17 protein-coding genes and 2 pseudogenes are annotated in these 12359 nt (G+C 68.0%); 11 read left to right on the top strand and 8 right to left on the bottom strand.

What is annotated here, in order from left to right; genetic code table 11:
- The 10 genes and pseudogenes from KBZ04_RS07865 to KBZ04_RS07820 form a co-directional block, all read left to right on the top strand.
- On the top strand, window positions 1–706 hold a 706-nt coding region (locus KBZ04_RS07865), incomplete at its 5' end, for a DUF1254 domain-containing protein (RefSeq protein WP_254991397.1).
- Window positions 707–721: 15 nt separating this feature from the next.
- A pseudogene (locus KBZ04_RS07860) lies at window positions 722–1084 on the top strand (DUF1214 domain-containing protein); the annotation flags it as partial.
- 87 nt (window positions 1085–1171) lie between these two features.
- Complete coding sequence (locus KBZ04_RS07855) at window positions 1172–1732, top strand: dihydrofolate reductase family protein (RefSeq protein WP_254991396.1); 561 nt, start codon at window positions 1172–1174, stop codon at window positions 1730–1732.
- 21 nt (window positions 1733–1753) lie between these two features.
- Window positions 1754–2305, top strand: coding sequence for a TetR/AcrR family transcriptional regulator (locus KBZ04_RS07850; protein ID WP_254991395.1), 552 nt, complete (start codon window positions 1754–1756; stop codon window positions 2303–2305).
- 716 nt (window positions 2306–3021) lie between these two features.
- On the top strand, window positions 3022–3828 hold the full coding sequence (locus KBZ04_RS07845; protein ID WP_254991392.1) for an SDR family NAD(P)-dependent oxidoreductase: 807 nt from the start codon (window positions 3022–3024) through the stop codon (window positions 3826–3828).
- Window positions 3829–3841: 13 nt separating this feature from the next.
- Window positions 3842–4717 carry a bile acid:sodium symporter family protein gene (locus KBZ04_RS07840; protein WP_254991391.1) on the top strand — a complete coding sequence of 292 codons (876 nt, stop codon included), beginning with the start codon at window positions 3842–3844 and terminating at the stop codon, window positions 4715–4717.
- Between the two features lie 98 nt (window positions 4718–4815).
- Complete coding sequence (locus tag KBZ04_RS07835) at window positions 4816–5202, top strand: DUF1801 domain-containing protein (RefSeq protein WP_159816310.1); 387 nt, start codon at window positions 4816–4818, stop codon at window positions 5200–5202.
- 13 nt (window positions 5203–5215) lie between these two features.
- Window positions 5216–5488 carry an antibiotic biosynthesis monooxygenase gene (locus KBZ04_RS07830; protein ID WP_236550457.1) on the top strand — a complete coding sequence of 91 codons (273 nt, stop codon included), beginning with the start codon at window positions 5216–5218 and terminating at the stop codon, window positions 5486–5488.
- 80 nt (window positions 5489–5568) lie between these two features.
- Window positions 5569–5850 carry a DUF3721 domain-containing protein gene (locus KBZ04_RS07825; RefSeq protein WP_254991390.1) on the top strand — a complete coding sequence of 94 codons (282 nt, stop codon included), beginning with the start codon at window positions 5569–5571 and terminating at the stop codon, window positions 5848–5850.
- The gene (locus tag KBZ04_RS07820; RefSeq protein ID WP_254991389.1) at window positions 5850–6320 is read left to right on the top strand and encodes a hypothetical protein; all 471 of its coding nucleotides are present in this window, start codon (window positions 5850–5852) and stop codon (window positions 6318–6320) included. Before KBZ04_RS07825 ends, KBZ04_RS07820 begins: the two co-directional genes overlap by 1 nt.
- 30 nt (window positions 6321–6350) lie before the next feature.
- On the opposite strand, the gene KBZ04_RS07815 is transcribed toward KBZ04_RS07820, so the two are convergent.
- The 4 genes from KBZ04_RS07815 to KBZ04_RS07800 are packed head-to-tail and all read right to left on the bottom strand — an operon-like array spanning window position 6351 to window position 9170.
- On the bottom strand, window positions 6351–6980 hold the full coding sequence (locus tag KBZ04_RS07815; protein ID WP_254991388.1) for a hypothetical protein: 630 nt from the start codon (window positions 6978–6980) through the stop codon (window positions 6351–6353).
- Window positions 6977–7570 (bottom strand): HupE/UreJ family protein, encoded by a 594-nt coding sequence (locus tag KBZ04_RS07810; protein ID WP_159816198.1) that lies wholly within the window; start codon window positions 7568–7570, stop codon window positions 6977–6979. Before KBZ04_RS07810 ends, KBZ04_RS07815 begins: the two co-directional genes overlap by 4 nt.
- A 50-nt stretch (window positions 7571–7620) precedes the next feature.
- A complete protein-coding gene (locus KBZ04_RS07805; RefSeq protein ID WP_254991387.1) occupies window positions 7621–8703 on the bottom strand; it encodes a fatty acid desaturase in 1083 nt (360 codons plus the stop codon).
- Window positions 8700–9170, bottom strand: a complete 471-nt coding sequence (locus KBZ04_RS07800) for a hypothetical protein (RefSeq protein ID WP_254991386.1) — start codon at window positions 9168–9170, stop codon at window positions 8700–8702. The genes KBZ04_RS07805 and KBZ04_RS07800 overlap by 4 nt, the downstream gene beginning before the upstream one ends.
- Before the next feature lie 129 nt (window positions 9171–9299).
- Between KBZ04_RS07800 and KBZ04_RS07795 the strand changes: the two genes are divergently transcribed.
- Window positions 9300–10226: a LysR family transcriptional regulator gene (locus KBZ04_RS07795; protein ID WP_254991385.1), complete on the top strand. Its 927-nt coding sequence runs from the start codon at window positions 9300–9302 to the stop codon at window positions 10224–10226.
- Here the strand turns inward: KBZ04_RS07795 and KBZ04_RS07790 are convergent.
- The 4 genes and pseudogenes from KBZ04_RS07790 to KBZ04_RS07775 all read right to left on the bottom strand — a co-directional run.
- Window positions 10183–10599: a DUF1636 domain-containing protein gene (locus KBZ04_RS07790; protein WP_254991384.1), complete on the bottom strand. Its 417-nt coding sequence runs from the start codon at window positions 10597–10599 to the stop codon at window positions 10183–10185. The genes KBZ04_RS07795 and KBZ04_RS07790 overlap by 44 nt on opposite strands.
- A gap of 6 nt (window positions 10600–10605) precedes the next feature.
- Window positions 10606–11112, bottom strand: coding sequence for a hypothetical protein (locus tag KBZ04_RS07785; RefSeq protein WP_254991383.1), 507 nt, complete (start codon window positions 11110–11112; stop codon window positions 10606–10608).
- A 47-nt stretch (window positions 11113–11159) separates the two neighbouring features.
- Window positions 11160–12044, bottom strand: a complete 885-nt coding sequence (locus KBZ04_RS07780; RefSeq protein WP_254991382.1) for a (2Fe-2S) ferredoxin domain-containing protein — start codon at window positions 12042–12044, stop codon at window positions 11160–11162.
- A pseudogene (locus KBZ04_RS07775) lies at window positions 12037–12359 on the bottom strand (hypothetical protein); the annotation flags it as partial. The pseudogene KBZ04_RS07775 and the gene KBZ04_RS07780, both read right to left, overlap by 8 nt.

The following is a 12359-nucleotide window of genomic DNA, read 5'->3' as shown; positions in this document are numbered from 1 at the left end:
CATTCCCCCCAAGGTGCTCGGGGCCATCAACGACTTCTGGTATCGCTGGGTGACGGACGTCGGCATCACCGGCCCTGACAAGGGCCAGGGGGGCAAGTACCTGATCCTGCCACCGGGCTACCAGGGGGCCATCCCGGCGGGTTATGTCGTTGTTCGGCCGAAGACCTACGGCAACTGGATGCCCTTCCGCTCCTTCCTGGTCGATGGTTCTCCCAAGCCCGGGGTGGAGTCCGTGCGGAATAACCTCAAGATCTACCAGCTGTCCGATGCCGCCAATCCGCCGCCGATCACGTTCGCCAATGCTTCGGGCGTACCGGCGAACTTCGTGGCTCCCGGTGATGATTCCTTCTGGACCCTGCTCAATCAGGTGATCCAGGAGGAACCCCCGGAAGGAGCTGATCCCACCACCCTGGGCCTGTTCGCCTCGATCGGCATCGTCAAGGGCAAACCCTTCCAGCCCGACGCGCGCATGCGCAAGATCCTCAGCGATGCCGCCAAGATCGGGGCGGTGACGGCGCGAACCCTGGCCTTCAAGATTCGCGAGCCCGAGGCCTTCTTCTATCCCAACAGCTCCTGGCGTCTGCCGTTCTTCGGTGGCTACAGGTTTGAGGTGTCCCCGGGTGTGGCCAATCTCGATGGGGCCATCTTCTACTACTACTTCGCCACCGGCGTCACACCGGCCATGGAGCAGAAGATGGTGGGCTAGGGGTCCCAGTATCCCTGGGCGTCCCTGGATGCGAAGGGCAACCCGTTCGACGGCGGCAAGACCTACCGGTTGCGGCTGCCACCCAACATTCCGGTGAAGGATTTCTGGTCCGTGATCGTCTACGACAACCAGACCCGCTCCATGCTGCAGACCGACCAGCCCCGGCCCAGCGTCAGCAGCCAGGACAAGGGCATCCAGACCAACGCCGACGGCTCCGTTGACGTCTGGTTTGGCCCCAAGGCCCCTGCCGGCAAACAGAACAACTGGGTGCAGACCATCCCCGGCAAGGGGTGGTTCATGATCCTGCGCCTCTATGGCCCGCTGGAGCCCTGGTTCAACAAGACCTGGCGGCCGGGGGCCATCGAGCTCCAATCCTGAGCCCGCCGATCGCGAACTCCTCTGGCTGCCCGGCTGCGAGCTCCTAGCGTCGGGCCACCTCAGCGCGCCCAGCGTCTCTCCAGCGCCATGACGACGCAGTACTACACCGCCTCAAGCCTCGACGGTTTCGTCGCCACCGAAGACGACGGCCTGGATTGGCTATTCCCGCTCGGCGATGTCAGGGAAGCGGGCTACCCGGCCTTCATTGCCCAGGTGGGCGCCATTGCGATGGGAGCCTCGACCTATGAGTGGATGCTGCGCCATTCCGACAAAGTTGTGGAGGATTCGGGTTCCGCCTGGCCCTTCGCCCAGCCCTGCTGGGTGTTCACCCATCGCGAGCTTCCCGGCATCGATGGAGCCGATCTTCGCTTCGTCCAGGGCAGTGTCCAGGACGTCCACCGAACGATGCTGGAGGTGGCGGCGGGGAAGAACATCTGGATCGCCGGCGGCGGGGCCCTTGCCGTGCAGTTTCATGAGGCCGGGTTGCTGGATGAGGCCATCATCCAGATCGGTTCGGTCACCCTTGCCCAGGGCAAGCCGCTCTTCCCCCGTCGGGTGACCAACCCGCCCTGGCGGTTGCTGTCGGTACGCCAGATCGGTTCGGGTCTGGCCGAGCTGCATTACGCCCTGCCCCGCCCCGGCCGCTGAATTCATGGCATGATGCCCATCATGCGATATCCCGAAGGTCACAAGCAGGCCGTGCGCGCGCGCATTCTTGAGGCTGCGGCCGAGGAGCTGCGCCGCCAGGGGCTTTCGGGCATCGGCATCCCCGCCCTGATGAAGCGGGCCGGCCTCACCCATGGAGCCTTCTATGCCCACTTCCCCAATCGGGAGGCCCTGGTGGCGGAAGCCATCCACACGGCAGCCGCCGCCAGCGCCGACGGCCCCCTGGCCGTGGAGCTGCCGCTGCAGCAGACCCTTGCCCTCTACCTCTCCCCCGAGCACCTCGACCATCCCGAGCGGGGCTGCGTGATCGCCGCCCTCGGCGCGGAGGGGGCCCGCCAGCCGGCCCCCGTGCGATCCGCCTTCGCGGCCGCTGCCCGCGGGCTGCTGGCGGCGATCGAGCCCAAGCTGCATCCGCGCCAGCCCTCGCCGGAGCCCAGCGACGGGGCCCTGCGGTTGGTGTCCACGATGGTGGGGGCGGTGGTGCTGGCCCGCCTGGTGGACGACCCCGCCCTGGCCCGGCGGCTGCTGGCGGCAGCGGCCTCGCCCGGGAGCTGAGAGGTCCCCTCTCTCTTTTTGCCCCTTGGCATGACGCTCATCATGGCTAAGGCCCCCGACCACCCCGCCCTGGCGGCCCCCCGGGACCTCGACGGGCTGGGTCACCGGGCCCTGAGCCCGCCCATGGCCTGCCCCGTCGGCGCCATCGAGCCCGGCGGCGGCTTTCGCTTTTCGGCCTGCTACGACCACAATGACCGCGAGTTCATGAGCGGTTTCGCCTATGTCGTGGACGAGGTGGTGGGGAGCCGCAGCCGCCACGATTTCCGCGACCGCGTCCCCCTGCAGGAGGCCGTCACCACCTGGCAGGGTCTGCCCAGCCGGCGACGACGTGCTCGGTGGCTTCGTGCACGACCGCAGCGCCCATCTGCGCTCGGTGCTCAAGCCCCTCACCGAGCGGGAGGAAGCGGTCTACGTGGTGGCCGGCTCCGACGCCGAGGCCCACGAGCGTCGCCGCTTCCCCCACAAGCGGGTCCAGCGGATCCGCTCCAGCCTGTGGGCCACCCGGCACCGGGAGTTCTTCAGTGCCCTGCCTCTGATCTTCCATCGGGGTCCGGCGATGGGCTGGGCCGCCACCTTCCACTTCGATCTCAGCGGCCGGCGCAGCCCGGTGTGGGCGGTGCTGCGCCGCCGCCTGCGGACCACGGGCGACCGCCGCTTGCTGGCCCGCTTCGCGACCTGCTTCCCGCGCTCTCTCCTCCCCCTTCACCGCAGCAGCAATGCCATCCGCCCCGACCCGCCGCCAGCGGCGTTTCCTGGAACGCTACGGACCCTGGGCCGTCGTCACCGGGGCCTCCTCCGGCATCGGCCGTGCCCTGGCCTGCCGCCTGGCCGAAGCCGGGCTGAACCTGGTGCTTGTGGCCCGCGATCGCCCCCGGCTCGAGGCCCTGGCGGCCAGCCTCATGGCCGGCCACGGCGTGCAGGTGCAGGTCGTCGCCGTGGACCTGGCCCGTGAGGACCATCTCGCTGCGATGCGCCGGGTCACCGATCCGCTGGATGTGGGATTGCTGGGGGCCGCCGCCGGCTTCGGCGGCTCCGGCCCCTTCCTGGAGGCCGACATCGCCAGCGAAACCGAGATGCTGATGGTCAACGGCCGGGCGGTGCTGCAGGCCTGCCACCACTTCGGCCGTCGCCTGCGGGAGCGGGGCCGGGGCGGCCTGGTGCTGCTCAGCTCGATCGCCGCCTTCCAGGGGATGCCGTACGCGGCCCATTACGCCGCCACCAAGGCCTACGTGCAGAGCCTGGCCGAGGCCCTGCAGGTGGAACTCCAGGGCGACGGCGTCGCCGTGCTGGCCGTGGCGCCCGGGCCCACCCACAGCGGCTTCGCCGCCAGGGCGGGGATGCGGCTGGGGGCGGCCATGGATCCGGAGGCCATCGCCCAGCCGATCCTCGCGGCCCTGGGGCGGCAGGCCACGGTGCTGCCGGGCGCACTCTCCAAGCTGCTGAGCTGGTCGCTCGTGGCCCTGCCGCGCTGGGCGCGGGTGAGCATCATGGGCACGGTGATGCGGGGCATGGCCATTCGTTGATGCAGATCAGGTGATGCAGAGCAGCGTCTTCACGGTGGTGCTGCTGCCTGTGGCGTTGGCCATCGTCATGCTCGGCATGGGCCTCAGCCTGCTGCCCGAGGACTTCCAGCGCATCACGCGCTACCCCAGGGCGGTCGCGGTGGGCACGGTCTGCCAGTGCCTGGTGCTGCCGCTGCTGGGGGCGCTCATCGCCCTGGTGGTGCCGATGGAGCCCGTGATGGCGGTGGGACTGGTGGTCGTGGCCGTCTGCCCGGGCGGGCCGTCGTCGAACCTGATGACCTACTTGGCCCGGGGGGATGTGGCCCTGTCGGTGACGCTGACGGCCGTGAGCAGCATCGTCACGGTGGTCACGATTCCGCTGTTCACCAACCTGGCCCTCCAGTATTTCCTGGGGGAGGGGGCCGCGATCGCCCTGCCGATCGGCACCACCATGCTGCAGATCGTGCTGATCACCCTGCTGCCGACGGCCATCGGCATGGCCAACCGTCATCACTTCCCCGGGCCGGCCCGGCGCCTGGAGAAGCAGATGGGCCGCCTGGCCGGGGGCCTGCTGGCGCTGATCATCCTGCTGCTGTTCATCCGCGAGGCCCCCAAGTTGCCGGGCTTTCTGGCCCAGATGGGACTGGCCATCGCCCTGCTCAACGTGCTGGCGATGCTGGGGGGCTTCCTGGCCGGCAGGCTGTTCCGCCTGCCCGTGGCCCAGCAGGTGTGCCTCGCGATCGAAGTGGGGATTCAGAACGGAACCCTGGCGATCGCCATCACCGCCGGGCTGCTCAACAACCCCGACATGGCGGTGCCGGCGGCGGTCTATAGCCTGCTGATGTACGTGTTCGGCTTCGGCGCGGTCCTCTGCGGCCGGCGTCTGATCCCTGCGGTCCGGGGGGCGTGAACTCCGATCGCAAGACCAGTCGTTTCAGCGTGGTCCTTTCTCTCTCTTTCGGCTCCTCCTACCGTGCAGAAGACTTCTCCCTGGCCAGGCAGAGCCTGATGGCAGCCGAATCCGTCAGCGGTCTGCTGGAGAGCGTTCGTCTGGCTTCGGAGCCGTCCCATGCCATCGTCCAGGCCGTGCGTCACTGCGTGCAGGAGCGCTGTCGATCGCTCACGGAGGAGGTGAAGTACGGGGGCCTGGTCTTCGCCTCCGATGGTCTTCCGTTTGGTGGTGTGTTCGTGTATCGGCAGCATGTCTCAGTGGAGTTGAGCTGCGGTGCGTTCATCGCCGACCCCCACGGCCTGCTCGAAGGATCCGGCAAGGGGCGACGCCACCTCAAGCTCAGGAGCCTCGAAGACATCAAGAGCAAGCACCTTGAGACGTATCTGACGCTTGCCGTGCAGGCTGCGCAGGCTCAGGCCAGTCCTGTCGATCCCCTGGAGTGAACCCTTGGACCATGTGCTGATCATCCACGCCGTGCGGGACTACGAGGCCTGGAAGACGGTGTTCGACGCGGCGGCCACCCTGCGCCGTGACGCCGGCGAGCGGTCCTTTCAGGTGCTCCGTGAGGGGAGCGACCCCAACAAGGTGGTGCACCTCTCCCGCTGGGAATCGATCGCCAAGGCGAAGGCGTTCTTTGAGTCCCCTGAGCTGGTGGAGATTCGCCGCCAGGCCGGTGTCGAATCCCCGGAGTTCCTCTATCTCCACGAGCTGGAGGCGGGCACGCTCTGAGAATGGGCGCTAGCTCACCCGGGCCGGGGCGGGCTCCAACCGTTCCCAGGGATGACAGCACCTGGGGCGCCCCTGGCAGAATGATTGTCGTTTCATCCAGGATTGCTGTGTTGCGCTGCCGACCGCCCCTCGCCCCCCTGGCCGCCGCCGCCGGCCTCCTGGCCGCCCTCGGCGGCGCTCCTGCCCTGGCTCAGCACACGGGTCAGGGGCCGCAGAAAGCCATGTTCGCCACCAAAGCGGAAGCGGAAGCCGCCGCCAAGAACTTCAACTGCAAGGGGGCCCATCAGATGGGCAGCATGTGGATGCCCTGCGCCAGCCATGGCGAAACCAAAGGCGGCTCGGCCGGCTCCGGCTCCCATTGATGGCCGAACCCCTCCCGCCTGAGACGCCTCCCTCCGGTGAATCCTCGGGCTGCGGTGGCCGGCCGAAGATCGTGGCCATCGGCATCGCCCCCCTGGGCATCATCTCCATCGGCATCGTCCCCATGGGGGTGATCAGCATCGGCGTTGTGCCGATGGGGGTCCTGAGCCTCGGCGCCGTGGCCATGGGGGTGATCAACGCCTCCGTTGTCGGCATGGGCATCCTCATCGCCGGGGTGAACGTGATGGGCGTCTGGTGGGTGGGGATGGAGGGGATGGGCCCCTACCGCCTTGGCAGCCCAAGCGGCCACGTGCACCATCACCACAACCACAGCTCAGGCCAGGGCCAGCCCAACCTCTACGCCTACCCCACCCGCGAGGAGGCTCTCAGGAAGGCGAAGGAGCTCGGCTGCGAAGGGGCCCACGCCATGGGATCGTTCTGGATGCCCTGCGAGGAGCATCCAGAACCCTGATGGTCCATCCAAACTCCTCTCCGGCCCGCCTCAGGACGGGCCCTTCAGGAGCCAGCCCAGGCTGAGAAGCCCGGAGGCGGCGATCCAGCTGCCCACCACCCTCAGACCGACCCGCATCCAGTCCGGATGCGGGGGTCGCAGCGCCAGGGTAAGCGTTGTTGTGATCAGGGCGACGGCGATGGCACCCCCCGCAAGCGCCGGCGGTGCTCCGCTGTGAAGCGCCAGGGAGGAGCCATGGGCCAGGCCGCAGACCAGCCCCCCCACCCCTGCCAGGGCGGTGGTCAGCCGCTGACCCAGCGGCACCGCCAGGGCGACCAGCAGGCCCACCAGGGTGAAGGCAACCGTGGACGACCATGATGTCGCCAGCTTCGCCGGCAGCCCCAGGCCCACGGCTCCCCCCATCAGCCAGGCTGTCGGCAGCACCAGGCGCAGCCGCGATCCTGGCTCCGCTCCGTTCTGAACCGCCAGGGCGCACAGACCGCACACCAGCAGCAGATCGGCCGGGGAGAACACCAGCTGGGCGGCACCCTTCAGCACAGCTCCCAGTCCGGCCGGCAGCGCATGGGCGAGGGCCGGTGGCACGGCCACCAGGCTGGCCATCGCGGCCACGGCGGCCAGCGCCGTCCAGCCACGCCGGCTGAGCCGGCCCAAGCGGCTCATGCCAGGGCCCGCTCCAGGAAGAACAGCCCCACCAAGGCCACCAGGGCACCGGCCGCCTGCACGAAGCGGCGGCCCCCAGGCCAGCGGCGGGTCTCCCCCAGCAGGATGCCCAACAGGTGCAGGAGCCCGGTGGCGATCACGAAGGCCAGGCTGTAGGCGAGGGCATCGCTGCCGGCGGGGAGCTCGCTGCCGTGGGCATGGCCATGGAACACCGCGAAGGCCGCCACGATCAGCGCCGCCAGCCCGAGCGGGGCCTTCACCTCGAACAGCACCATCAGACCCAGCACCAACCCCGACACGGCGATGGCGATCTCCACCCCGGGGATCGGGATCCCCAGCAGGCCCAGCAGCCCGCCGAACGCCATCACCAGCGGGAAGGCCACCGGCAGCACCCAGAGGGCAGGCGGCCCCAGCACCGCGCCCCAGAGGCCGACGGCCACCATCGCCACCACATGGTCGGGGCCGCTGATCGGATGGAGAAACCCGGCCACGAACCCACCGCCATCGCCGTGCTCGGCATGGGCGCGAGCCGCCGCGGGAACCAGGGCCAGCAGCAGGCCGAGGGGCAGGGGGGCGAGGAACCGTTTCATGGGGCAATCACGCCAGCCAGGCCCAGCCGATGCTGGGACGAGGGCCTCCGTCACCGGGCTGATTCCTCGATGCCGTAGACGACTGTCACAACCTGGCCTGAGTCCACGCTCGCGATCGTCACCAGTCGGTCCTGGTGGGAATCCCAGAGCAGGTAGCTGGCGCAGGCCAGCATCGTCCCCAGGGTCAGCGTCGGCACGTCGGCCAGCAGGTGCTGGTGGTGGTCGTGGCAGGCCCGCAGCTGGTAGTTGGGGATGCGTTCACAGAGGTGATGAATGTTGTGGAAGCCGATGTCGGCGGTGAACCAGGCCAGAACCGGTGGCAGGCGCAGCAGGCTCGTGCCACGGAGGGCTCCCTCGAGGTGGCTCCATCCCTCGCTGCGATGGGCATAGCTGTCTTCGAAGATGTGCTGGACGAAGAACAGGTCGATGAAGATCGCTGCCGACAGCGTGAGAACGGCGGCATAGATCCCCAGGAACAGCCCGAACCCCTGCCACCAGCCCAGCAGCACCACGCCGCCCACCCACACCAGATTGCACAGCAGCAGGTCGTGGAATTCGGCCGGTGAGGCCCAAGGCCGGGGGGCCCGGCTGCCGGTGAGGCTGGCGATCAGCCCCGAGACGAGATCCAGGCGTGGCTTGATGGCCAGGTAGAAAAAGCCCCCTGGGAAGGCCATCAGCGGATGGCGCAGCGTGGCGTAAAGGCGGCGCTGAAGCGGGTCCAGTCGCAGGTACTCCTCGACGCTCAGCATGTCGATGACGCTGCGGTAGCGGTCCCAGTCGCCATTGGTGCGGTGGTGATCGGCATGGTCCCGTGACCAGGCCAGCTGCGGCACCCCGTTGACCAGTCCGAGCAGAAACCCGAAGCCGCGGTTCAGCCAGCGTTGGCGGAACAGGGAACGGTGGCCGCAGTCGTGCATCAGGGAGAAGCAGCGCACCGAGAACAGGCTCAGCAGCAGGATCAACGGCGGCAGCAGCCACAGCGACACCGCCGCCACCCGCAGGGTCAGCCACCAGAGCAGCAGGTAGGGCACCAAGGTGTTGAGCATCTGCCATGTCGGCCGGTCGTTGCGGCTGGCCCTGTAGGGGCCGAGCACGAAGTCGGCCCTGGAGATGGAGCGTGGCGTCGCGCTCATCGGCCCACCCCGCAGAACTCGCTCCGTCGCCGCTGCAGCTGCCGGTGACACTCCGCCGGGGTGATCCGCATGCGCCGCAACTGCACGATGGTGGGCTCCGCTGAGGCCAGCATCAGCGCCACCAGCTCCGTGCCCGCCTCGTAGGTGACAAGGGCGTGTTGCAGCAGGCCGTGGTCGACGGTGTCCAGTCCCAGGGCCACCAGCTGGGCGGTCACCTCGCCCCTGGGCCAGTACGCCAGGCGATGGGGCACTGGCTCGGTCGCCCAGTGGATGGGGCGCCCCTGGGGCAGCTCCACCTCACAGACCACCAGGCCGCGTCCCGAGCGGTGCAGACCCTGCCAGGCCATGGCCCCCACCTGGACAAAATGCTGGTGCAGGAAGGGTTGCACCCAGGCGGTGCCGTCGCCGCCGGCGATCCCGGGCGGCAGGGAGGTAATGGGCAAGAAGGCCCTGGACTGGCTGGGCATGGCCGTGCGTGCTTGCGATGGTCGCCAGCCTCCCCCTGCCGCCTGTGGGGAGGCCAGCACCATGCCGGAGGGCCATGGCAGCCACGATGATGAGCGTGGCTCATGGTTCCTGTTCCCGCGGGCCCGCCCATGCTCGAACTCCATCACCTGCGCGCTCTGGAGGCCATCGCCAGCCATCCCTCCCTCACCGCGGCGGCCCGCAGCCTGCACTGCAGCCAGTCGGGTCTCTCCCATCTGCTGCGGGATCTCGAGCGACAGCTGAAGATCCGGCTGGTGGACAGGGATCGCCGGCCCGCGGTGCTCACCGCGGCGGGTCGTCGCCTGCTGCGCTGCGCACAGGTGGTGCTGCCGGAAATCGAGGCCGCCGAGGACGATCTTCAGCGCATGGTGATCGGCGCCGCCGGGCGCCTGTTCATCACGCTGGAGTGCCACTCCTGCATCGACTGGCTGCTGCCGGCGATGCTCACCTTCCGCGACGGCCATGGCGAGGTGGAGCTGGATGTGCGCCTCGGCGCCCAGTTCGATCCCCTGCCGGGCCTGCTGGATGGTTCCGTGGATCTGGTGATCACCGGAGAGCGCAGCAGCGGCCGGGGTGTGCTGGCCGATCCCCTGTTCCGCTACCAGATCGTGGCGTTGCTGCCGCGACACCATCCCCTTGCTGGTAAGGCGTTCCTCAGCCCAGAGGATTTCGCCTCCGAAACGATCGTCACCTACCCGGTGTCCGAATGCCGGCTGGACCTCTACAGCCGCTTCCTGGAACCTGCCGGCGTGATCCCCAGGCGTCGGCGCACGGCGGAGATGACCGCCATGATCGTCCAGTGGGTGGCCCTGGGCCTTGGGGTGGCGGCCCTGCCCGACTGGGCCGTGCCGGCGTCGGCGGCGGTAGCGCGGGTTCCGCTCGGGGAGGCGGGGCTCTGGGGGGAGATGCACGCCCTGCGGCGTCGTTCCGATCGGGGCCTGCCCCATCTCGACACCTTCGTGGCGGTGGCCCGCGAGCAGGTGTTTGCCCAGTTCAGTGGGATGGTGGTGTCTGAAGAGAAACCGGCGTCTCCATGAGAGGCGGCAGTACGGCCACCATCCCCTGCTGCAGCAACGGATCGCGCTGTTTGTAGGGCACCTTGCCGTCGGCCAATTGCACGTAGCCCTCGGCAAAGTCGAGCACGGCTGAAGACGTTGCAGCTTCCCCCGGCCTGAGATCACCAAACAGGAAGGTCAGCTTGCCCTGACTACTGAACGCAAGCATGCAATGACGCCGGCAGGCTCCCATGCAGCGCACCGGTACCAAACCCAACGCATCGTTCAGGCCGCGGGCCGTCAGGCCCTGGTGAAGCTGATCGCTGAGCAGGCCGCCGCCGCTGCGGCCTTCCCAGGTGTTTTCCGTGGACGAAAACCGACAGAGTTCACAAACAAAGAGTGTGTGGCGGGCCATGGTGGATCAGGGAAGCGAAGAAGGGATCGATGGCAGTCGGGGCCCCCACCGGCGCGTGATGCGATCGAACTGACAGAAGAGAACGCTGAGCCCCAGAGCCCACAGGCCATTGGTCCGCAGAACGGATCCCAGAACCGCGAGGGTGAAGCCCCCTGTCGTTCCCAGTGAAAAACTGGCCAGCCAGAGGATCAGTTCGTAGACCAGAAACCCAACCGTCAATGAGACGGCGACGCGAGGCCCCAGGCTGACGATGCCGGGCGTTGATGGGCGACGACCTCTCCTGTCGATGAGGCGTCCCAGCGCCAGAGCGGCGAGTGATGCCGCCAGCATCATCACGCCCCAAGCCACCGTGTTGGCCTCCAGGGGATAGGTGCGCACGCTGAAGCCGAGCGCCTGATTGACCAACCAGATCACACTCAGGCAGACCACTCCCTGCCGCCGTGACAGCGTTGTGGAGGCCAGGGCAGCAAATCCGACCAGCGGAACCGTGCAACTGCTGAACACACTGCTCATGGCCCCCAACAGGATGAGGGTGAGCAGCCATGGGCGGGGAGGTGGTGTCATCGGCTCGTGGGGGTTGGGGGGTAGAGGTGGCTGTTCAGGCGCTGGCCCGCCACCTGGTGTGTCTGCACGATCTGCGTGGCCACCTCCGGCGTCACCCGGGTGTACCAGGTCTGATCCGGTGCCACATGGACGACGGGGCCCAGCTTGCACACCTCAAGGCAACCGAAGCTCATCACATCCACATCAAGGCCGGCGGCGGCTACCGCCTGCTCCAGAGCCTCGAAGGTGGGCTGCCAATTCCTTGAGGGGTTGCAGCGGCTGGAGCGGCAGACGGCGATGTAGGGACGCTTGAGCGGATTGCTGTCAAACGGAATCGGCTGGACGCCCAGGACATAGATCTCGCGCAGGCTGTTGAAGAGGGCCAGCTTTTCGATCTGGGGTTTCTTCTCAGGCAACAGATCCTCATCAAGGTCGGTGACATAGGGATTGGGCAGAAAGAGGGTCATCATCTTCTCGCCGCCACCATTCCAGAACTGGATTCCCCAGCTTCTGGCCTCCCCCTGTTCGTTGCATCGGCGGTAGAGGGAGGCCCGCTGGATCCTGCGTTCCATGCGCAGCTTCTCCGGCGTGGTTTTCAACGGGCCGCCACCATGCTCTTCCAGGCAGAGATGGCCATGCCAGGTCTCCGTCACAATGGTGAGATAGCCGTCGTAGAGGATGCAGATCTTCGGCTTCCCAGAAAATTCCAGCTCCAGCACACTTCCTTCCACCACATGGCTGAGCTGAACCTGATGCCAGTGCTCATGAAAAAGGGAGTACAGCAGGGGCCCGATGTCATCGATGCCATGGGGAATGTCCTCATGGAGGATGGCCCCCCCCGTGGGCAGTGGCTCCACCGTGGAGCGCTGCAGCGGTGTGATCCAGCGCTGGAACTCAGCCATTGCGCCTGTCTCCCGTGAGGTTGAGGGTGAGCTGGTCCGCCGGCTGCGGCCCCTGCTCCAGCCCTTTCAGCGCCGTCAGCGGATGCACGCCGGCGTCCGCGAGCCATCGCCAGCGTTGCAGCAAGGCCAGGGTGGGCGGAATGCCCAGGTTGAGCGCTTCCAGGCGCTGGCGCTGGCCGAACACCTCAGCCGGTGGCCCCTCCAGCACCAGCGTCCCTGAGTCCATCACCAGCAGCCAATCGGCCCAGCCGTGGAGGATCTCGAGATCGTGGGTGGCCACCACGATCGTGGTGCCCGCCGCATGGATGTGATCGA

Origin of the sequence: Cyanobium sp. N5-Cardenillas (assembly GCF_024345515.1) — a bacterium.
Lineage (GTDB): Bacteria > Cyanobacteriota > Cyanobacteriia > PCC-6307 > Cyanobiaceae > Cyanobium.
This window is presented reverse-complemented; position numbering and strand designations above follow the sequence as displayed.

Bases quoted from the DNA above. Each gene is read 5' to 3' on its own strand.
- KBZ04_RS07800 (WP_254991386.1), bottom strand. From the start codon at position 9,170: ATGCCCAGCCAGTCCAGGGCCTTCTTGCCCATTACCTCCCTGCCGCCC.
- KBZ04_RS07855 (WP_254991396.1), top strand. From the start codon at position 1,172: ATGACGACGCAGTACTACACCGCCTCAAGCCTCGACGGTTTCGTCGCC.
- KBZ04_RS07795 (WP_254991385.1), top strand. From the start codon at position 9,300: ATGCTCGAACTCCATCACCTGCGCGCTCTGGAGGCCATCGCCAGCCAT.
- KBZ04_RS07845 (WP_254991392.1), top strand. From the start codon at position 3,022: ATGCCATCCGCCCCGACCCGCCGCCAGCGGCGTTTCCTGGAACGCTAC.
- KBZ04_RS07805 (WP_254991387.1), bottom strand. From the start codon at position 8,703: ATGAGCGCGACGCCACGCTCCATCTCCAGGGCCGACTTCGTGCTCGGC.
- KBZ04_RS07835 (WP_159816310.1), top strand. From the start codon at position 4,816: ATGGCAGCCGAATCCGTCAGCGGTCTGCTGGAGAGCGTTCGTCTGGCT.
- KBZ04_RS07840 (WP_254991391.1), top strand. From the start codon at position 3,842: ATGCAGAGCAGCGTCTTCACGGTGGTGCTGCTGCCTGTGGCGTTGGCC.
- KBZ04_RS07780 (WP_254991382.1), bottom strand. From the start codon at position 12,044: ATGGCTGAGTTCCAGCGCTGGATCACACCGCTGCAGCGCTCCACGGTG.
- KBZ04_RS07850 (WP_254991395.1), top strand. From the start codon at position 1,754: ATGCGATATCCCGAAGGTCACAAGCAGGCCGTGCGCGCGCGCATTCTT.
- KBZ04_RS07825 (WP_254991390.1), top strand. From the start codon at position 5,569: ATGATTGTCGTTTCATCCAGGATTGCTGTGTTGCGCTGCCGACCGCCC.
- KBZ04_RS07810 (WP_159816198.1), bottom strand. From the start codon at position 7,570: ATGAAACGGTTCCTCGCCCCCCTGCCCCTCGGCCTGCTGCTGGCCCTG.
- KBZ04_RS07790 (WP_254991384.1), bottom strand. From the start codon at position 10,599: ATGGCCCGCCACACACTCTTTGTTTGTGAACTCTGTCGGTTTTCGTCC.
- KBZ04_RS07815 (WP_254991388.1), bottom strand. From the start codon at position 6,980: ATGAGCCGCTTGGGCCGGCTCAGCCGGCGTGGCTGGACGGCGCTGGCC.
- KBZ04_RS07820 (WP_254991389.1), top strand. From the start codon at position 5,850: ATGGCCGAACCCCTCCCGCCTGAGACGCCTCCCTCCGGTGAATCCTCG.
- KBZ04_RS07785 (WP_254991383.1), bottom strand. From the start codon at position 11,112: ATGAGCAGTGTGTTCAGCAGTTGCACGGTTCCGCTGGTCGGATTTGCT.